We start from the raw sequence: 19,162 nt of genomic DNA on the forward strand, positions 1-19,162 counted from the left end.
GCCGCCGGGCGTGCGCATCGCCACCGGCAAGCCGGCGCCGGTCGCCAGCCAGGCCGAGACCGGCACCTACGGTTCGGCGAAGACCACGATCGCCACCGGCAAGCCCGCGCCGGTGACCCCGGTCGCGTCGGTCAAGACCACGGTGGCGACCGGACAGCCCGCGCCGGTGGCGTCCTCGCTGCCGACCACCGTGGCCACCGGCAAGCCCGCCGTGGTCGCCGGCGCCGCCAAGCCGCTCAGCGGCGGCGCGCAGGACTACCGCTTCGACATGATGCAGAACGGCAAGTCGATGACCGCGGACGAGTTCGACGCCTGGATGAAGTCGCGCCAGGTCCGGGTCGCCACCGGCAAGGGCATCGACGCGCCGCCGCCCAAGCCGCTGACCAAGGCGGAAAAACGCGCTCTGGCCAAGCAGCAGAAGGAACAGCAGCGCGCCCTGGCGCAGGCCGAGAAAGCCGCGAAGAAGGCCGGCAAGACGCCGCCGGCCACCGTCGTGGCCGCTGCCTCCGCCGCCGCGCTGCCGGCGCCGCCCGCCGCGCCGCCGCCGCCGAGCCCGTCCAAGGCCGCCGCCGTGGTCGCCGCCAACACGCCCAGCGCCGGCGACGTGACTTTGCAGGTCGCCAGTTTCTCCGCGCGCAGCAACGCCGATCGCGCCCTGACCATGCTGCGCGGCGCCGGCATCGCCGCCGCGCGGCTGCTCGACGGCAGCGCCGCCAACGGCCAGAAAGTCTGGCGTTTGCGGGTCGGGCCGCTGCAGGCCGACGCCGCTCCGGAACTCGCCGCCCGTATCGTGGGTCTGGGATTCGGTCAGCCCCAACGCGTTCGCGACTGAACCTCCGCCGCCGTCCGGCGCTGCCGGCGGCTGCAAGCGCCGCGTATCTGAGGCACGATGCACGGCTCGCGGACCGCAGCAGGAAGGCACGGTCCGGCCACATTCGACGGTTTGCCGCAGGACGCGGGCGCCGCGCCCCAACACCCACCCCCTCGGCCGGCACGGTTCCGGCCTCCGGAGTAGTTCACAGATGATCGTTCGCTTCACCCCTCGCGCGGCCGCCTTCGCCGCGCTGACCTCGGCCTTTCTGGTCACCGCCTTCGCCGGATTCGCCAGCGCGCAGGCGCCGGCCAAGCCCGCCGCCACCGCCGCGGCGACCCCGGCCGCGGCCTTGCCGCCGGCCAGCGATTCGCTGCCGGTTCCGCCGCCGCCGCAGATCCAGGGCACCGCGTGGGTGCTGATCGACGCGGCCAGCGGCAACATCCTGGCCAGCTTCAATCCGGACCTGCGGGTCGAGCCGGCCAGCATCACCAAGGTCATGACCAGCTACGTCATCGCCGCCGAACTCAAGGGCGGCAAGGTCAAGGAAACCGACCAGGTGATGATGACCGAGAACGCCTGGCGCAAAGGCGGCGCGGCCACCGACGGCAGCTACTCCGGCTTCGCGGTCAACCAGACCGCGCCGCTGACCGAGATGGAAAAGGGCATGGTGGTGCAGTCCGGCAACGACGCCGCGATCGCCCTGGCCGAGCACGTCGCCGGCAGCGAAGACGCCTTCGCCGCGCTGATGAACCAGTACGCCGCGCGCATCGGCCTGAAGAATTCGCACTTCATGAATCCGCACGGCCTGTCGCAGGAGAATCACTACTCCACCGCGCACGATCTGGCCCTGCTGGGACGCGCGCTGATCCACGATTTCCCGGTCGCGTACTCGTACAACAAGATCAAGGAACTGAAAGTCGGGCCGATCACCCAGCCCAACCGCAACCTGCTGCTGTGGCGCGACAACACCGTCGACGGCATCAAGACCGGTCACCACTCCAAGGCCGGCTACTGCCTGATGGCCTCGGCCCTGCGCGGCGACCAGCGCCTGATCTCGGTGGTCATGGGTTCGACCTCCGAAGCCCAGCGCGCCACCGACAGCCAGGCGCTGCTCAACTGGGGCTTCCGCTTCTTCGAAACGCACAAGCTGTACGACGCCGGCAAGGCCGTGGCCAAGCAGAAGGTGTGGAAGGGTCAGTCGCCCGAAGTCCAGCTCGGCGTCGCCGAGCCGATGCTGGTGACCGTGCCGCGCGGCAAGTACGCGCAGCTCAAGCCCAGCATCGACATTCCCAAGAGCCTGGTCGCGCCGATCAAGAAGGGCCAGGCCATCGGCACGGTCAAGGTCATGCTCGACGGCAAGGTCATCGCCCAGCGTCCGCTGGTGGCGATCGCCGCGGTCGAGGAAGGCGGCTTCTTCAAGCGGCTGTGGGACGAGTTCTGGATGTGGTGGGAATCGGAGTGATCGCTGCGATCGCCCGACACCGCGGATGAAATACAACGAGCCGGCATTGCCGGCTCGTTGCGTTTTGGGCGGCCGATCGCTTACTCGATTCCGTTCATGAACATCGCCACGTCGGTGGCGCGCGAGTATTCCTCGTAGTCGACATACAGGTAATTGATCACGAAGCCCGCAGGGTTGGGCTCGCCCTGCACCGACATGACTTCGCCGAGATTGCGGTTGGCCTCCTGCGACAGCAGCCAGACCCCGGTCAGCGGCGTCAGCGTCCACGACAGCAGGAACTGATCGCAGGGCACGGCGGCGTTGGGCGCGGCGCAAAGGCCGTTGTAGGCCTGGAACTGCCTGAGCTGGCCGGCTTTCATGGTTTCGTAGATCATGGAATTGGAGTACTTGTCGTAGACGCGCAGGTCGCCGAGTTCCGGATGGGCCGCGTCGAAATCCCGATAGATCCAGACGCCGGCCGCCGGGAACGCGATCGGATAATCGTCGTCGCACACGACCAGGACCACACCGGATTCGGCAATGAATTCCCGCATCGGGATGTTCGCCAGGCGCCTGTCCTGCAACGGCTGCCGATACAGCCAGTCGCGCAGTTTGTCCTGCAGCATCGCGACCAGCGCTTCGTAGGCCGCGCCGGTGAATTTCTCGTAATGCGAAAACTTGAGCACCACCAGCTCTCGGTGTCCCTCGCGCATGAAGCTGGCGACGTCGTCGACGATCTCCGCCACGGTCGGGCCGCTGACTCCGCCGTGATGAACGTAAAGGGTGCTGCCGCTCCATTTCGGCCGCAGGTCGAAATAGCGAATGCCGTTGCGCAGTTGCTGGTAAATACTGAGGTTCTGGGTCTTGCCCAGCGTGGCCAGGGCGCCGTGCTGGTACATGCCCGCGTCGTGCGAGGCGCCGGTGGTGAGTTGCGACAGGGTCATGTCGCCCAGGACGTCCAGGTTGTGATGCATCCATCGCGCGCGGTTGGTGATGCGCGAGGTCGAGGCCCACAGCGTCTCCGAGTTTTCCGATTCGTGCGCCTGGATCGCCATGTGGCCGGCGCAGGCCACGCAGGCATGCTCCCCATTGTCGAAATGGACCGCTTCGCCGGCCCACTGGATGCCGTTGTCGCCGATCTTTCCGAAGCGCTGCAACAAGGTCCTGGACTGGCTGGACTGGAAGACGACGATGACCTCGCCGTCGTCGGTCAGCGCCACCGCGGCATCGCTGCCGTTGCCGAACACGATCGCTTGCCCCCACACGACTTCGAGATCGCGGACCGCGCCGATGCGGTAGTACAGATTGGAATCCGATGGCGAGCGATACACGACCACCGCGACGTTGTCGTGATTGATCGCGATATTGGGCTGGATTCCCGGCCCCAGTCCGACGTTGCCGCGCCAGCGCAGCGCCGCGTCGCCGATATCGCACACGTTGTACCAGACCGCCGGACCGGTGGGAGATTGATGGACCGCGACGGCAATACGGTCGTTCATCGCGATGCGCGGCATCTTTCCGCTGGCGTACTTGACCGGGTCGCTGAATCGGATTTCCGAAGGCCCTTCATCGCCGTCGTCCCACACGGCGGTGCGCCAGGCGAGGTCGTCGTCGCCGAATATTTCCTTGTGCACCTCCATCAACAGGCTGCCGTTGAAGGCGATGGACGGAGTCAGGCCGCGGCCGTAGACCACGTTCTGTTTCGCCCACAGCAGTCCCATCTGCCGCCGCTTTCCGAGGCGATAGGCCAAATCGCCGTCGCCGAAGGATTCGTGGACTTCCATGACGCGGCCGTCCCGGCTCATGGCGATGCTTGGCGCGGAACCGTCTTCGTACTGAAGGCCTAAGCCGAAGAACACGTTTTTCATAGTGGAAGCATCCTGCGGACGGGACCGGTGGCGTCGCGGTAGCCGGCAGCGCCGGGGCGACACTCGTGTTAAGCGGTGCGCGAGGAAGTTTGTGAATTCGCGGTACCGCGCGAGGTGCGGCAGCGATGCGGGCGGCGCGCGTGGCGGCGGCACGCGGACGATCGAGGTCCGCGCGCATTCGGTTTCGGGCTCGAAGGACGCGCTGGAAGACGCAGGTGCGGACCGTTGTCCGGCTGGCGCGACGCGATGGCTTCGGCCATCGTGTCGCGAGCGCTTAGCGCCGCTTGATGCGGGCGAGTGGACTCAGCGCTTGGCCGCCGGCAACTTGCCGATGATCGCGCCGCGGAACTTGGTCGCCAGAGCGTGGAAGCCGGCTTCGGTGGGATGCATCTCGTCGAACCACTGGCTTTCGCCGGTCAGGGTGCCGCGCAGATCGACGTAGTCGAAGCGGCCGCCGAAGCGCGGATCGTGCTTGAGTTCGCGCAGGACGTTCTTCTCGAAGCCGTCGATCAGCATGCGCACGAAGCGGCGCCGCTCGTCCGGGGTCTTGGCCGGATCGGCGTTGACCACCGCGTTGATATGCGGCCCGATCCACGGCCCGACCTTCTTCTTCAGCAGCGCGGCGACGCCGATATTGCCCGGCGTCAGCGCGCCGGGGCGGCCGATCAGCTGCGGATGATCGTAGGTGTGGGCCAGGATCGGCGTGTCGGGCTTGGCCGCCAGCGCGGCCTGCAGGAACAGCGCGTAGGCCTTGCGCACGGTTTCGTACTTGCCCGAATCCAGCACCAGCTGGAACGCCGCCTCGGCCGACAACGCGGTCTGGCCGCGCAGAGTGCGCTTGAGGAATTCATCGACGAAATCGTTGCCGCCGGCGCTGAGCAGGATCATGTCGAAATCGAACCGGTCGTACCAGCCGATGACGTCGTCGATGTTGTCGCGCACGAACATCGAGCGCTTGGGATCGTCGGGATTGCGCGAAGCGTGGTCGCCGCTGTGTTCGGCGCGGAAGAACAGGCCGCCGTTGCCGAGCAGCGGGACGCCGCGTTCCTCGTCCTCCGGGGCCGGCGACACGATCCAGTCGAGCAGGTTCATCGCCAGCGGCGTGGAGAACCACGAATCGCCTTCGCAGAAGATCACCGGCGTGCGCTCCAGCAGACGGGCGCGCTTGAGCTGGGTGTAGAGGCTGCGGAACTGCCCGCGCAAGGGTAGGGCGACGGATTGGCTGGCGGGCATGGGGATCTCCTGAATGCGCATCCGGTGCGCGATGGGCCAAGTTCTAAACGCTGCGTGCTACAGCATGTTGATAGCGCACGTGCTGCTCAGTGGTTGAGAACGCTCGCCCGGTCCGACGCAGGCCATGGGGCGCTGTTGCAAGCCCTTGTAGGAGGGGCTTTTGTGGGAAGGGCTTTTGTGGGAGGGGCTTCAGCCCCGATGCTCTTGTTCCAGATTGCGATGGGTTTCGACCATATCTGATCGAAAAGCATCGGGGCTGAAGCCCCTCCCACAAAAGCCCCTCCCACAAAAGACTTCGAGGCTGCGGATCGCCGCAGGTTCATGCGTGCTTCCTGGGCTTGCCGTCGATCGCCAGTAGGCATTCCAAGTGAGGTTTGAGTTTCCGCGGTCGCTTGCGCTTGAGTTATTCACAGTCGCGATTCAACGCGCAGGCTTCGACGACGGAGTGAGTTCGACCACGCGCTTCCACAACTCCGCCAACGGCTCCTGCGCATTGCGATCGCAGGCGCGGTCGCGGGCGTAGTAGCGACCTTGCACGCAGGCTTCGAAGAACGCCTCGCGCAAGCCGTTGTGGTCGGCGCACCACACGCCGCTGCGCTGGTTGGCGCTCCACAGCTCGGGCACTTGCCAGGCTTCGCGCAACGGCGCCAGGGCGCTCAGCGGCAGACGCTGTTCGCTGCGGATGTCGGCGGCCGCCCCCGCTGTCGTGCCGGCATGGAGCCAGTCGCCGTTGCTCATGAGTACCCGCGCGCGTCCGCCATCGATATCGATCTGCACGCGCCGGGTATACGACGGACCGGCCGGCGCGCCGGCGATCACCATGATGTAGCGCTCATCGGGCAGCGGCGGCGGGGGCGGCGGGCCGGGCGAAACCCAGTCCGTGACCGGTCCCGCCGCGGGCTGGCCGGCCGGCACGATTTCGGCTTCCGTATCCGCTTCGCCGCAGCGCTGCGCCAGGCTCGCATCGGCCGGGCCTTCGCCGACGCGCTGGCGCGGCGTCAGCATTTCGGATTTGCTCAGCAACTGGCGGATATCCGGATCGGTCGCGTCCATCGGCTGCGGCGGCAGCGCGATCCAGCCGTCGCGCTCGGGTTTGCGCAGCACGGTCACGGCCAGCGACAGCAGCACGGTGGCGAGCGCCAGCGCCAACAGCCCGCGCACGCGGGGTTTCACCGAGTTCAAGGTCGCTTTCGAGGCCATCGCGGCGTCCGTGCGAAACAGTCGATGAGGTTAACGGTTCGCGTGCCGGCGCGGCAGGGCGATCGAGCCGCCGCCGCGCGGTCCGGACAGCATATTCACCTGGGCCGCGGGCGATGCCGGATCTGGCGGTCCACGGCGCGATCAAGCGTCCGCGGCCGCGCCGCGGGGCCGTTCCATCCGAGCGACACCGCCGTCCCACCGCTGCGCTTGGGTTGCCCCCCACGCGGACCCATAATGGCCGCCATGGACATTAATTCCGACAATCCCGATCACGGCTTCCAGTTCCCCGGCACCTTCGAACTCAGCGCGATGGGCGCGGCCGAGGCGGGCCTGGAGCGCGAACTGCCGCGGTTGCTGCTTCAGGCCGGCCTCGAGGTGGAAACCGAGACCATCCAGTGGAAGCATTCCTCGACCGGCAAGTACGTGTCGGTACGGATCACCTTCCGCGCCAATAATCGCGAGCAGTACGACCTGGCCCACCAGGTGCTGCGCGAGCATCCGGAAGTGAAGTGGACACTGTGATCGACACCGTCGCCGCGGTGCTCGGCGGCGTGGTCGCGCCCCCGGCCGCGCAACTGCGCGACCTGGGCCGGCAACCGTACGAGCCGGTCTGGCGGGCGATGCAGGCCTTCACCGACGCGCGCGACGCCGACACCCCCGACGAGCTGTGGCTGGTCGAGCACGACCCGGTGTTCACCCTGGGCCAGGCCGGCAAGGAAGAACACGTGCTGATGCCGGGCGATATCCCGGTGATCCACGTCGATCGCGGCGGCCAGGTGACCTACCACGGTCCCGGCCAGATCGTGCTGTACCCGCTGCTGGACCTGCGCCGGCTCAAGGTCGGGGTGCGCGAGTACGTGGACCGGATCGAACAGGCGGTGATCGACACCCTGGCCGAATGGAACATCGAAGGCGCCCGCAAGGACGGCGCGCCGGGCGTGTACGTGGCCGGGGCCAAGGTCATGGCCCTGGGCATCCGGGTGCGCCGCGGCTGCACCTTCCACGGGCTGGCCTTCAATATCGCCATGGACCTGTCGCCCTACCAGCGCATCAATCCCTGCGGTTATCAGGGGCTGCAGGTGACCTCGGTGCTAGACTTGGGCGGCCCCTCGGGCATGGAGCAGGTCAAGCCGGTGCTGGTCGCGCAGCTCGCGCGGCAGTTCGGACTGACGGTCGAGGCAGCAGAGCCGTTGAGCTTTTGACAGCCTCTCCCGCGCAGCGGGAGAAGCACCGATTTCCCTTCTCCCGCCCGGCGGGAGGAGTGTTTGATCTTCCTTCCCCCGCGTGCGGGAGAAGGTGCCCGGAGGACGGATGAGGGCGCGCGAATCCGCGGACCCTCACCCCGCCCCTCTCCCGCGCGGGAGAGGGAGCTAACAGCCAAGAGTCGAAGCGACCCCCATGACCAACCCCGCCTCCAAGTCCATCCCGCTCACGGTCGTCGGCGCGTCCGAGGATTTCGTGCCGGCGGTGCTGGAATCGACCACGATGACGCCCGGCGCCAAGCAGATCGGCGGCGACAAGATCAGCCGCTCGCCGGTGCAGTTCGCCGACGTGCCGGTGCTGCGCAAGCCGTCGTGGATCCGGGTGCGCATCCCGTCGGGCAATTCGGTCGCCGTGCTCAAGGCCAAGCTGCGCGAGAACCGCCTGGTCACGGTCTGCGAAGAGGCCAGCTGCCCGAACATCCACGAGTGCTTCAGCCACGGCACCGCGACCTTCATGATCCTCGGCGAGGTCTGCACCCGCCGCTGCTCGTTCTGCGACGTCGCCCACGGCCGGCCCAAGCCGCCGGACGCGAGCGAACCGGCCAATCTGGCCCGCACCGTCGCCGACATGGGCCTGAAGTACGTGGTCATCACCAGCGTCGATCGCGACGACCTGCGCGACGGCGGCGCGCAGCATTTCGTCGATTGCATCAAGGCCGTCCGCGAGCAGAGCCCGCGCACCAAGATCGAAGTGCTGACCCCGGATTTCCGCGGCAAGGGCCGCATGGAACGCGCGCTGGAGATCCTCGCCACCAGCCCGCCGGACGTGTTCAATCACAACGTCGAGACCGTGCCGGACTTGTACGCCAACGTGCGTCCGGGCGCCGACTACCAGTGGTCGCTGACCCTGCTGCAGAAGTTCAAGGCCCAGCATCCGCAGGTCGCGACCAAGTCCGGGATCATGCTCGGCCTGGGCGAGACGATGGAGCAGGTGCAGGCCACCTTGCGCGATCTGCGCGCGCACGACGTGGACATGATCACCATCGGCCAGTACCTGCAGCCGACTCCGCACCATCACCCGGTGCTGCGTTACTGGACGCCGGAAGAGTTCAAGGAGCTGGAGGTCTACGGCATGTCGCTGGGCTTCACCCACGTCGCCTCCGGCCCGCTGGTGCGTTCGTCCTATCACGCCGACCGGCAGGCCATCGACGCCGGTTTCGCGGACGCCTGAGCCGCATTCGCCGCGCCTCGCGCGGCGACCACGGGCCGCCCTAGCCGCGGCCCGCGCGCCGGCGCCGCCCGGCACGCGCGGATCGGCCGCTGTCATCGTCTGTCCGGATCGGCCCGCGGGCCTTGCGAAAACGGCCCGGCGGTCACGATCCGGCCGCGCGATAACGGCCCAATAACGCCCGCGCCGTCCAAACTGAACCGCATTCACGCCCGCAACGGGCAATTTCGGCAGCGAAGGTGACAGCGCAGGCAACTTTCGGCACTGTGGCCTTGTCGAAAGCCGCACCATCCTCCTGTTGCATCCTCTCTTAAAGTCCGGCTCTCCCCGGCCGGGAAGACTTCGCGATGACCCTCAAGAACACGCGTGCCCTGACCCTCGTCGCAGGCTTCCTGCTGACCGCTCCGCTGGCGCTGCTCGCGCGGCCCGACTCCGCCACCGCTCCGGCGGCCACGGGCGGTGCGATCAGCCTGCCCAGCGCACCCACCGCCGACCAGACCACCGCCGCCAAGCTGGTGTACGGCCTGCTCTCCGACAGCCGCTACGCCTATCGGCCGCGCGCGCTCGACGACGCGCTGTCGGCCGACATGTACAAGCGTTATCTAGAATCGCTCGACGGCGGCAAGCAGTTCTTCACCGCCGTCGATATCGCCCGCTTCGACGCCTACAAGAACAAGCTCGACGACGCGATCAAGAGCGGCGACCTGTCGCCGGCGTACTCGATCTTCTCCACCTACAAGCAGCGCGTGGACGAACGCGTCGCCTACGCGCGCGGCCTGCTCAAGCAGCCGGCCAACTTCGAGTTCAACGGCGCCGACCGTTACGACTACGACCGCAAGGACGCGCCCTGGGTCGCCGACACGGCGGCGCTGGATGGGTTGTGGAAGCAGTCGGTGCGCAACGACTGGCTGCGCCTGAAACTGGCCGGCAAGAAGAACGACGACATCGCCAAGACCCTGGACAAGCGCTACACCAACATGGCGAAGGGCATTTCCGAGCTCAAGGGCGAGGACGTGTTCCAGACCTTCGTCAATAGCTACGCCAACGCGATCGATCCGCACACCGACTACCTCACGCCGAAGTCGGCCGACAACTTCAACATGACCATGTCGCTGTCGCTCGACGGCATCGGCGCGCAACTGCAGAAGCAGGACGACGTGGTCGCGATCCGCGAAATCATCCCCGGCGGCCCGGCCGCGCGCAGCAACCTGCTCAAGCCCGGCGACCGCATCGTCGGCGTCGGCCAGGGCGACAGCGGCGCGATGGACGACGTGATCGGCTGGCGCATCGACGATGTCGTCGCCAAGATCCGCGGCGCCAAGGGCACCAAGGTGCGCCTGGACGTGATCCCGGCCGAATCCGGCCCGGACAGCAAGCCCAACCGGATCGTGCTGGTGCGCGACAAGGTGCGTCTGGAAGAACAGGCGGCCAAGTCGGAAATCATCGACATTCCCGCCACCGACGGCGTGCCGGCCAAGCGCGTGGGCGTGATCAAGCTGCCGGGCTTCTATCAGGACTTCGAAGGCCGCCGCAAGAACGCCAACGATTACGCCTCGGCCACCCGCGACGTCGCCAAGCTGCTGGTCAAGCTGCGCGCCGACAAGGTCGATGGCGTGGTGCTGGACCTGCGCAACAACGGCGGCGGCTCGCTCAACGAAGCCATCGAGCTCACCGGTCTGTTCATCGATCGCGGCCCGGTGGTGCAGGTGCGCGAATCCGGCGGCCGCGTCAGCGTCGAAGGCGACAGCGATACCGGCATCGCCTGGGAAGGCCCGCTGGCGGTGTTGATCAATCGCGGCTCGGCCTCGGCTTCGGAGATCTTCGCCGGCGCCATCCAGGACTACGGCCGCGGCCTCGTCATCGGCGAAACCACCTTCGGCAAGGGCACGGTGCAGAACCTGGTCGATCTGGACCGCTGGCCGGCCAACGAGAGCGCGCGCTTCGGCCAGGTCAAGCTGACCATCGCGCAGTTCTTCCGCGTCAGCGGCGGCTCCACCCAGAACAAGGGCGTAGTGCCGGACATCGCGTTCCCGGTGTCGGTGGACGCGACCGAGTACGGCGAGAGCACCTACGACAACGCCTTGCCGTGGACCAAGATCGCCGCGGTGCCGCACACCAGCTACGGCAATTTCGCGCCGCTGCTGCCGAAGCTGGAAACGCTGCACTCCAGCCGCATCGGCAGCGACAAGGAATTCCAGTGGTGGTCGCAGGACGTGGCCCAGTTCCGCGAGGAACGCGCCAAGAAGTGGATCTCGCTCAACGAAGCCGACCGCCGCGCCGAACGCGATCGCGAAGACGCCAAGCGCAAGCAGCGTCAGAGCGAGCGCAAGCAACTGGGCCTGACCCTGGACCCGCTCGGCGACGACTCCAACGACGACGGCCTGGCTTCGTCCGAGCGCGACATCGTCAAGGACGCCGCGCGCGAGAAGCTCGCCGACAAGCGTCCGGACCCGTTGCTGCGCGAATCGGCGGCGATCCTGGCCGACGCGGTGCGCCTGCTCAACAACGACCGTCAGCTGTCGGCGCAAGTGCTGCCGACCGCGACCCGGCCCGGGCATTGGGCCGACTGAGCCGGAAGGCTTAGAGGTCGACAGAAAACGCGCCTTCGGGCGCGTTTTCTTTTTCCGGGTCCGAGTCCGACCTGTGCTTCGGCAGGACCGCTTTTGTGCGGGGGCGGCTCTTGTGGGAGGGAGCTTTAGCCCCGAAGCTTTTCGCTCAGTTACCCACGCACCCAAGAAAAATCCGACCTGAATCCAGGCAGAAAACCCGACCCCCTCCCTCGCAAGATGCGGATAGCGGCCCCCGCGGATGAGGCCTAGTCTTGCGCCATGAACGCCAAAACCACTCCGCGCAAGCCCGAATCCGGCCACGCCGCTGACGTGTCGGCCGCCCGCGATTCCACCCTCGTCCCGCCGGCTTCCATCAAGGCGGACAAACTCGAACAGGCGCGCATCCTGCTCGAAGCCGGCGAACCCTCATTGACCGACCTCGCCGACGCCGTCGGCCTGAGCCCCTCGCACCTGCAGCGCCGCTTCAGCGCGCGCTTCGGCCTGAGCCCGGCCGAGTATCTGGCCCAGCGCAAACTGGGCAGCCTGCGTTCGGCATTGCGCGAAGGCAGCGACGTCAGCGCCGCGTTGTACGACGCCGGCTACGGCTCGCCTTCGCGGGTGTACGAGAGCGGCGCCGCGCGCCTGGGCATGACGCCCGCGCGCTACCGCGCCGGCGGCGCCGGCGAGCAGATCCGCTGGAGCCTGGCCAGGACCGCGATCGGCACCGCGCTGATCGCGACCACCACGCGGGGCATCTGCATGATCGAACTCGGCGACGATCCGGCCGCGCTGGAAGCCAAGCTGCGCAGCGAGTTCCCGCAGGCCGCGCTGGAGCGCGTGGACGCCGGCCGCGACGAATTCCTCGCCCCGCGCGTGCAGGCGGTGGCGGAAACGCTCGGCGGGCAGAAGCAATCGGTGCCGGTGGATCTGATCGGCACCGCGTTCCAGAAAAAAGTCTGGGATGCGCTGATGAAGATTCCGGCCGGGCAGACCCGCAGCTACGAGCAGATCGCGCGGCAGATCGGTTCCCCGCGCGGCGCGCGCGCGGTCGCGCGTGCCTGCGCGAACAATCGTGTAGCGGTGGTCGTGCCTTGCCATCGCGTGGTGCGCGGCGACGGCTCGCTGGGCGGGTATCGCTGGGGGCTGCCGCTCAAGGAGAAGTTGCTGCAGCGGGAGCGGGCGGCTTGAGGGTTGGGGGCTAAGCAAAGCAAAATCGAATCCCCCCTGGCCCCCCTTTTTCAAAGGGGGGAACCTGTTTTGTGGGGAGAGCGATGACGTGCAGTTGCGGATCTTCGTTGCGAAGAGCGCAAAAGCGAGAAACGGAAAGCCGCAGGCGGAAAGCGGAAGTAAGAAGCAGCGGAAAGCGAGAAGCAGCCGAGGCCCCACCTGCCGAAAATCAACCCCAAGCATTTCCCCCCTTTGAAAAAGGGGGGGAGGGGGGATTCGCTCTTGCTCTAAAAACCTGCCCCAACCAAAAGCCACCTCACCCCCGCCGCTTACGCGCAGCACGCGGCGCATCGCGAGTCGGCAGCTCCAAGCCATGCTTGACCACGTCGAACACCAGATGGGTGTCGTAGCGCTTGACGTTGCCCTCATCGAGGAACAAACGGTCCACCACCTGCCGGCAATGCAGGACGCCGGTGGTGGCCAGGATCACCAGGTAGTCCCATTCGCCGGCCAGGGTGTAGCACTGCTGCACCTCCGGCGCGGCGCGGACCCGGGCGTGGAAGGCGGCGTGGCGTTCGACCGACTCGCGCTCCATCGTCACCCATACCGCCGCCAGGGTGCTGCCCAGCGCCAGCGGGTCGAGCACCGCGACCTGCCGCATCAGGCCGTCCTGGCGGTAACGGGTCATGCGTCGCTGCACCGCGCTCGGCGACAGCCCGACCGCGTCGCCGAGCTCGCTCAGGGTCGAGGAGGCGTCTTGTTGCAACAGTTCGAGCAACTTGTGGTCGAACTCGTCCAAAATCAGGGGGGCAGCACTCATGCAAGATTTTTGCGTCCACGCGGACAAATATTCAACCGGAATTTGACTGACATCGATACGCTATTCGTGTGCCAGGCACATAAGGAATTTTTATGTGGCGGCGCAATCCCCCCGAAACCCTACATACGGACGCCCCCGGGATGTCCCGGTACGTGACGCAAGCCGCAGTACCCGAGCAGATCGGCGAGATTCTGACGCTGATCCGCGAACACGGTCCCAACCCCTGGAATTACCTGCCCGAGGTCGAGCTCGCCGCGCATCTGTCGGCGATCCGGCGCGGCCGCACGCAGGCGGTAGTCGCTTTGCTCGAAAACCAAATTGTGGCGGTCGTCACATTTGAACCCAGCGATGCGTTCCATCGCTATCAGCCCGGCGGGCGCGAGATCGAGTGGCAGGGCCATATCGGCGAAGCGGTCGTGCATCGCCAGCATCGCGGGCAGGGGCTGGGCACGCAGCTGTTGAAGGCGGCGGTGGCGCGGCTGCAGCAGATGGGGTTGATCGAAATCTACGTCGAGCGCCACGAGGACAACGAGGGCTCGGCGGGGATGATGCGCAACGCCGGTTTCGTGGTCATCGACGTGTTCGACGATCCGCGCCGCCGCGATGCAGGCAGCCGCCGCACCACGGTGTCGCGCTACCGGCCGCATCCTTGATCCTTGCGTGGCGCCGCGCCGATGCGCGCGCCGCGGGCGGCACCTTCGTCGGCACCGGCTTGTACGTGTAGCTTCGTCCGATTCGCTTTCTTTGTGATGTCGCGGCGGCGTGTGGCCGCGACCGACTCTTAATTCGATCTGCGGCCGGCTCGCGTCGTCCGGCCCCCGCGCCGTTTCCGCGCATCGGTGTTCGCGCCGCCGTCGGCGCCGACGCCAGCCCGCGGACCCCGCGAATTTCTACAGGCTGTAGCAAGTTTTTCTCGCTCCCGCTCGCCGCGCATTGGCTTCAAGCTATCCCATTCACTTCCCCCGAGTATCCGCGTCATGAGCGCCGCACCATCGACCGTCGAACGCCACGCTCCCAGCGCCCTCGCGGTCGCTTTCGCCCTGGGATCGGTGTACGTGCTGTGGGGATCGACCTACCTCGGCATCCGTTTCGCCCTGCAAAGCTATCCACCGTTCCTGCTGGGCGCGGCGCGGATGTTCCTGGCCGGCGTATTGATGTACGCGGTGCTGCGCTGGCGCGGCACGCCGGCGCCGACGCGCAAGCAATGGCGCACGCTGTGGCTGCTGTCGATCTGGATGGTGCTGTTGTCCAACGGCCTGGTGAACCTGGCCGAGACCCAGGTCGATTCCGGCCTGGCCGCGATCGCGGTGGCGTCGATGCCGCTGTTCGCCGGCGTGTTCGCGATGCTGCGTGGACGGCATCCGTCGAAGATCGAATGGGTCGGCCTGGCGATCGGTTTTCTCGGCGTCATCTGGCTCAACGCCGGCGGCAAGCTGTCGGCGTCCACGCTCGGGCTGGTGTGCCTGATCGTCGCGCCGATCGCCTGGGCCTGGGGCTCGATCTGGAGCCGCGACCAGGACCTGCCGTCGCCGTTCATGGCCGCCAGCGCGCAGATGCTGACCGGCAGCGCGTGGATGCTCGGCGCGGCGGTGGTGACCGGTGAGCGGATCACCACGATGCCGACCTTCAGCGCCACCGCGGCGCTGCTGTATCTGGTCGTGGCCGGCTCGATCTTCGGCTTCACCGCCTACATCTGGCTGCTGCATCACGTGCGCCCGGCGCTGGCGACCAGCTACGCCTACGTCAATCCGCCCATCGCGGTGCTGTTCGGCGCGCTGCTGGCGGGCGAGCGTTTCACCTCGCACGACCTGGGCGCGATGGCGGTGATCCTGGTCGGGGTGGTCATCATCACCCTGGCCAAGGCGCGCGCCGCCAAGGCCGCACCGGCGGTCGCGGCGGTCGCGCCGCCGCAAGCCGCTGAACTGGAGAAACAGGCATGACCGCCGCCACAACCGACCGCCGCGGGCTCTGGATCGCGGTCGCGTCGTTCGTCCTGTGGGGGCTGATGCCGCTGTACTGGCACCTGCTGCATTCGGTGCCGTCCTTGCAGATCGTCGCTCACCGCATCGTCTGGAGCACGCTGCTGGTCACCGGCTATCTGTGCTGGAAGTTCGGCCGCCACTGGTTGCGCGACATCCTGCGCGAACCGCGCAAGGCGGCGATGCTGGCGTTGAGCGGCGTGCTGATCGCGTTCAACTGGGGCCTGTACATCTGGGCGGTCAACGCCGGACACGTGATCGAAACCAGCCTGGGCTACTTCATCGGCCCCCTGGTCAGCGTGATGCTCGGCGTGCTGTTCCTCGGCGAGCGGTTGCGCCCGGTGCAATGGATTTCGATCGCGCTGGCGTTCGCCGGCGTGCTGTGGCTGACCATGGAGTACGGGCGCCCGCCGTTGATCGCGCTCGGCCTGGCGGTGTCGTTCGCGGTGTACGGACTGGTGCGCAAGCTGGTCGCGGTCGAAGCGGTGACCGGGCTGGGCGTGGAGAACGTCTATCTGTTCGTGCCGGCGCTGGGGCTGCTGCTGTGGGGCGAAAGCCACGGCCAGGGCGGTTTCCTCGGCGGCTGGGGCCTGGGCATCGACGTGCTGCTGATCATCGCCGGCGCGCTGACCGCGTTGCCGCTGATCGGCTTCGCCTATGCGGTGCGGCGCGTGTCGCTGACCGCGATCGGGCTGCTGCAGTACGTCGCCCCGACCCTGCAGTTCATGATCGGCGTGCTGATCCTGCGCGAGCCGTTCGACCGCGAACGCGCGATCGGCTTCGTGATCATCTGGCTGGGCTTGATGCTGTTCGCCAGCGAGGGCGTGCTGCGCTCGCGGCGGATGGCGGCGGCTGCGCAGGCGGCTTGATCTGCGCTTAAGAGCGAATCCCCCCTGGCCCCCCTTTTTCAAAGGGGGGAACTTCGGCGATGGTCGCTGTGAACTGAGCCGGCATCGGCTCACGATTGAACGAAGCGACATGGCCACAACCACCACCGTCCCCAAGACGAGTTCCCCCCTTTGAAAAAGGGGGGCAGGGGGGATTTGCTCTTCCCGCGGCAGCGCGAATCCAACCGAACAAAAAAGCCCCCTTCTCGCGAAGGGGGCTTTGCTTCGCACGATGGACTCGCGCGGCGCCGGCTTACGAATCGCGCAACGCCGAAGTCACCGGCAAGGTCGCCGCGCGCAGCGCCGGGAACAGGCCGCCGACGAAACCGATCGCCAGCGCCCACTTCAAGCCGCTCCACAGCAGCCCGCCGGTGACGCGGAAGTCGAAGGTCAACTGTCCGACGCCGCCGGCGATGGTCGATGCGGTGTAGCCGTTGAATATCACCCAGGCCAGCGCGCCGCCGATCAGGCCGCCGAGCAACGCCAGCAGCATGGTTTCCAGCATCACCGCGACCACCACCGGTACGCCGCGGAAGCCGATCGCGCGCAGGGTCGCGATCTCGCGCGCACGCGTGGCCACCGTGGCGAACATGGTGTTGAGTGCGCCGAACACCGCACCGATGGCCATGATCGAACCGACGATGATGCCGATGGTGCGGATGATCTTGGTCATGGTTTCCGATTGCTTGGCGAAATACTCCGAGGTCGTGGTGGTATCGACCTGCAGACGCGGATCGCCGGCGAGTGCGGCCTTGAACTGCTTGAACTGCCTGGCGTCGGCGAGCTGGGCGATGACCGAGTTGCGCGAGGCGCCGCGACGATATGTGGAGGCGACCATCTCGGCATCGGCCCACAGTTCCGAATCCATCGCATCGCCGGATTTGAAGATACCGACGACCGTCCACATCTCGCTGCCCAGACGGATCTGTTTGCCGACCTCCATGCCGCGGAACTGACGTCGCGCGCCGCTGCCGACGACGACTTCGCGCTTTCCGGTTTCGAATTTGCGGCCTTCGACGATCTTGACCTGCTTACGTACTTGCCAGGCGCGATCGCCGACGCCGCGCAATTGCACGCTGCCGTCTTCGTCCGGCGCGCCGCCCATGATCGGCAGGTTCGCCGCGACCACGGTCTCCGGCGACGCCAACGGACGGCCGTCGGCGCTGCGGGCGATGCCGGGCGCCTGTTCGATCACGTTGATGCTGGCCAGATCGAGCGTGGACATCACCTCGGCCGCGGACGCGCCGCGCAAGACGATGACGCTGTCTTCGCTGCCGGTGCGGCGCAGCGTCTGTTGATAGCCCTCGGCCATCGACAGCATCGCCACCAGCACCGCGACCACGCCGGCGATGCCGATCACCACCACCGAGGACGAACCCAGGCGTTGGCTCAGCGTGCTGATGCCGACGCCGGCCACCGACGCGGCCTGTTTGCCGCTGCGGGTCAGCAGCATCCACAGCGCGATCAGCGCGGCGATGGCGAGCAGGACCGGCCAGGGCGCCATCGCCCATAGCGCCAGACCGGCGATCAGGCCCAGGAACGTGGCCAGGCCGCGCAGAAACGATAGGAACTTTTTCATGTGCGCTCTCCGTTAGCGTCCGGCCAATGCATCGACGATGTTCAAGCGCATCGCCCGGATCGCCGGCAACGCGCCGACCACCAGGCCGATGCCGATCATCAACACCAGCGCCAACGACCAACTGTTCAGCCCGATCGGCGGAACGGTGATGGCGCCGCGGCTCATCACGCCGACGGCCGGGCCGAGCCCGCTGGCTATGAGAACGCCGAGAACCCCGCCGATCAGCATCAACAGCATCGACTCGGCCAGCACCAGCATCAACACGCTGCGGTCGGGGAAACCGATCGTCTTGAGCACGGCGAGTTCGGAAGTTCGCTCGCGCACCGCCTGGGCCATGGTGTTGCCGGTCAGCAGCACCAGAGTGAAGAACACCGCGCCCATGATCGAACCGACGATCAGGCCGACGTCGGCCATCTGCTTCATCCAGCTCGCGGTCGCCGCCGCTTCGGTCTGGGTCTTGGTTTCGTGATCGGAATTGGCCGAGATCGCGTCGATGGCCTTGGCCACGCGGTCGCCCTGGTTCACGTCATTGACCTCGGTGACGTACCAGCCGACCTGACCGCGGTTGTAGGGCGTGGAATCGTCGAAGTACTTCCAATGCAGCAGGATCATCTGGTCGAACCAACCGCCGGATTTTTTGTCGGTGGCCGCGAGCGTGCCGACGATATCGAAGCTCCAGTTCTTGGTGCCATCGCTGCTGGTGAAGATCGTCGACTGCAGCGGCAGTTTCTGTCCGAGCTTCCAGCCGAAGCGCGTCATCAGGCCTTCGCCGACCAGCACGCCAGTGCGGGTGGCGGCGAACGCCTTGCGGTGTGCGGCGGACACGGCCATTTCCGGATACAGATCGAGATAGTTATCGGCCACGCCGAAGCTGAAAATCTGGTTGTGCGGGTCCTGATAGGCGCCGCCGAACCAGTTCGCATAGGTGACCTGCTTGACGCCCGGTACCTGCGCGATGCGGTCGTTGAGCGACATCGGCAGCTGTTGGATGAAGGACAGGCGCGAGCCGGTCTGCAGCCGCCTGGCGCCGTTGGCGCTGTTGCCGGCTTGCTCGAAGCTCTCGCGCACGCCATCGAGCAGGCCGAACAACAAGAACGCGGCGATGATCGACAGCAGGGTCAGCAGCGTGCGCGTCTTGCGACGCATCAGCTCGGCCCAGATCAGATGGAAATATTTCATGGTGGCCGCTCCCGGC

The 19,162-nt window shown here is 67.0% G+C and carries 16 protein-coding genes; 10 read left to right on the forward strand and 6 right to left on the reverse strand.

From position 1 onward, the window contains the following. Nucleotides 1–832, forward strand: an 832-nt coding sequence (locus tag J7J50_RS19980; protein ID WP_215097542.1) for an SPOR domain-containing protein, incomplete at its 5' end; no start/stop codon positions are given. Between the two features lie 190 nt (nt 833–1,022). Then, nucleotides 1,023–2,276, forward strand: coding sequence for a D-alanyl-D-alanine carboxypeptidase family protein (locus J7J50_RS19985; protein ID WP_215057174.1), 1,254 nt, complete (start codon nt 1,023–1,025; stop codon nt 2,274–2,276). 80 nt (nt 2,277–2,356) lie between these two features. Here the strand turns inward: J7J50_RS19985 and J7J50_RS19990 are convergent, their stop codons facing one another. The 3 genes from J7J50_RS19990 to J7J50_RS20000 all read right to left on the reverse strand — a co-directional run bounded on the left by J7J50_RS19990 (nt 2,357) and on the right by J7J50_RS20000 (nt 6,556). Then, nucleotides 2,357–4,060 (reverse strand): hypothetical protein, encoded by a 1,704-nt coding sequence (locus J7J50_RS19990; RefSeq protein ID WP_215057173.1) that lies wholly within the window; start codon nt 4,058–4,060, stop codon nt 2,357–2,359. A 366-nt stretch (nt 4,061–4,426) separates the two neighbouring features. After that, nucleotides 4,427–5,356: a hypothetical protein gene (locus J7J50_RS19995; RefSeq protein ID WP_215057172.1), complete on the reverse strand. Its 930-nt coding sequence runs from the start codon at nt 5,354–5,356 to the stop codon at nt 4,427–4,429. 420 nt (nt 5,357–5,776) lie between these two features. Beyond that, a complete protein-coding gene (locus tag J7J50_RS20000; protein ID WP_215057171.1) occupies nt 5,777–6,556 on the reverse strand; it encodes a hypothetical protein in 780 nt (259 codons plus the stop codon). 243 nt (nt 6,557–6,799) lie between these two features. On the opposite strand from J7J50_RS20000, the gene J7J50_RS20005 reads away from it, so the two are divergent. The 5 genes from J7J50_RS20005 (at nt 6,800) to J7J50_RS20025 (ending at nt 12,723) form a co-directional block, all read left to right on the forward strand. Beyond that, nucleotides 6,800–7,078 (forward strand): DUF493 family protein, encoded by a 279-nt coding sequence (locus J7J50_RS20005; protein WP_057944384.1) that lies wholly within the window; start codon nt 6,800–6,802, stop codon nt 7,076–7,078. Beyond that, the gene (gene lipB / locus J7J50_RS20010; RefSeq protein WP_215057212.1) at nt 7,078–7,758 is read left to right on the forward strand and encodes a lipoyl(octanoyl) transferase LipB; all 681 of its coding nucleotides are present in this window, start codon (nt 7,078–7,080) and stop codon (nt 7,756–7,758) included. Before J7J50_RS20005 ends, lipB begins: the two co-directional genes overlap by 1 nt. 196 nt (nt 7,759–7,954) lie before the next feature. Then, on the forward strand, nt 7,955–8,989 hold the full coding sequence (gene lipA, locus J7J50_RS20015) for a lipoyl synthase (protein WP_215057170.1): 1,035 nt from the start codon (nt 7,955–7,957) through the stop codon (nt 8,987–8,989). 344 nt (nt 8,990–9,333) lie between these two features. Next, nucleotides 9,334–11,556 carry a carboxy terminal-processing peptidase gene (locus J7J50_RS20020; protein ID WP_215057169.1) on the forward strand — a complete coding sequence of 741 codons (2,223 nt, stop codon included), beginning with the start codon at nt 9,334–9,336 and terminating at the stop codon, nt 11,554–11,556. A gap of 258 nt (nt 11,557–11,814) precedes the next feature. Next, complete coding sequence (locus J7J50_RS20025) at nt 11,815–12,723, forward strand: methylated-DNA--[protein]-cysteine S-methyltransferase (RefSeq protein ID WP_215057168.1); 909 nt, start codon at nt 11,815–11,817, stop codon at nt 12,721–12,723. A gap of 295 nt (nt 12,724–13,018) precedes the next feature. Here J7J50_RS20025 and J7J50_RS20030 read toward each other — a convergent pair whose 3' ends face one another. Further along, on the reverse strand, nt 13,019–13,522 hold the full coding sequence (locus J7J50_RS20030; RefSeq protein ID WP_187313058.1) for an Lrp/AsnC family transcriptional regulator: 504 nt from the start codon (nt 13,520–13,522) through the stop codon (nt 13,019–13,021). A 92-nt stretch (nt 13,523–13,614) separates the two neighbouring features. Here J7J50_RS20030 and J7J50_RS20035 point away from each other — a divergent pair, with 92 nt between their 5' ends. From J7J50_RS20035 to rarD, 3 genes are all read left to right on the forward strand, one after another. After that, entirely contained in the window at nt 13,615–14,175 is a 561-nt protein-coding gene (locus J7J50_RS20035) for a GNAT family N-acetyltransferase (protein WP_215057167.1), read from the forward strand. 324 nt (nt 14,176–14,499) lie between these two features. Then, a complete protein-coding gene (gene yedA / locus J7J50_RS20040) occupies nt 14,500–15,462 on the forward strand; it encodes a drug/metabolite exporter YedA (RefSeq protein ID WP_215057166.1) in 963 nt (320 codons plus the stop codon). Next, nucleotides 15,459–16,370 (forward strand): EamA family transporter RarD, encoded by a 912-nt coding sequence (gene rarD, locus J7J50_RS20045; protein WP_215057165.1) that lies wholly within the window; start codon nt 15,459–15,461, stop codon nt 16,368–16,370. The genes yedA and rarD overlap by 4 nt, the downstream gene beginning before the upstream one ends. Before the next feature lie 271 nt (nt 16,371–16,641). On the opposite strand, the gene J7J50_RS20050 is transcribed toward rarD, so the two are convergent. Beyond that, nucleotides 16,642–17,967, reverse strand: a complete 1,326-nt coding sequence (locus J7J50_RS20050) for an ABC transporter permease (protein ID WP_215057164.1) — start codon at nt 17,965–17,967, stop codon at nt 16,642–16,644. Nucleotides 17,968–17,979: 12 nt separating this feature from the next. Further along, nucleotides 17,980–19,146 carry an ABC transporter permease gene (locus tag J7J50_RS20055; RefSeq protein ID WP_215057163.1) on the reverse strand — a complete coding sequence of 389 codons (1,167 nt, stop codon included), beginning with the start codon at nt 19,144–19,146 and terminating at the stop codon, nt 17,980–17,982. Nucleotides 19,147–19,162 lie beyond the last annotated feature (16 nt).

Source organism: Lysobacter sp. ISL-50 (assembly GCF_018612875.1).
Classification (GTDB): domain Bacteria; phylum Pseudomonadota; class Gammaproteobacteria; order Xanthomonadales; family Xanthomonadaceae; genus Lysobacter.

Bases quoted from the DNA above. Each gene is read 5' to 3' on its own strand.
- J7J50_RS19985 (WP_215057174.1), top strand. From the start codon at position 1,023: ATGATCGTTCGCTTCACCCCTCGCGCGGCCGCCTTCGCCGCGCTGACC.
- J7J50_RS19990 (WP_215057173.1), bottom strand. From the start codon at position 4,060: ATGAGCCGGGACGGCCGCGTCATGGAAGTCCACGAATCCTTCGGCGAC.
- J7J50_RS19995 (WP_215057172.1), bottom strand. From the start codon at position 5,356: ATGCCCGCCAGCCAATCCGTCGCCCTACCCTTGCGCGGGCAGTTCCGC.
- J7J50_RS20000 (WP_215057171.1), bottom strand. From the start codon at position 6,556: ATGGCCTCGAAAGCGACCTTGAACTCGGTGAAACCCCGCGTGCGCGGG.
- J7J50_RS20005 (WP_057944384.1), top strand. From the start codon at position 6,800: ATGGACATTAATTCCGACAATCCCGATCACGGCTTCCAGTTCCCCGGC.
- lipA (WP_215057170.1), top strand. From the start codon at position 7,955: ATGACCAACCCCGCCTCCAAGTCCATCCCGCTCACGGTCGTCGGCGCG.
- J7J50_RS20020 (WP_215057169.1), top strand. From the start codon at position 9,334: ATGACCCTCAAGAACACGCGTGCCCTGACCCTCGTCGCAGGCTTCCTG.
- J7J50_RS20025 (WP_215057168.1), top strand. From the start codon at position 11,815: ATGAACGCCAAAACCACTCCGCGCAAGCCCGAATCCGGCCACGCCGCT.
- J7J50_RS20030 (WP_187313058.1), bottom strand. From the start codon at position 13,522: ATGAGTGCTGCCCCCCTGATTTTGGACGAGTTCGACCACAAGTTGCTC.
- J7J50_RS20035 (WP_215057167.1), top strand. From the start codon at position 13,615: ATGTGGCGGCGCAATCCCCCCGAAACCCTACATACGGACGCCCCCGGG.
- yedA (WP_215057166.1), top strand. From the start codon at position 14,500: ATGAGCGCCGCACCATCGACCGTCGAACGCCACGCTCCCAGCGCCCTC.
- rarD (WP_215057165.1), top strand. From the start codon at position 15,459: ATGACCGCCGCCACAACCGACCGCCGCGGGCTCTGGATCGCGGTCGCG.
- J7J50_RS20050 (WP_215057164.1), bottom strand. From the start codon at position 17,967: ATGAAAAAGTTCCTATCGTTTCTGCGCGGCCTGGCCACGTTCCTGGGC.
- J7J50_RS20055 (WP_215057163.1), bottom strand. From the start codon at position 19,146: ATGAAATATTTCCATCTGATCTGGGCCGAGCTGATGCGTCGCAAGACG.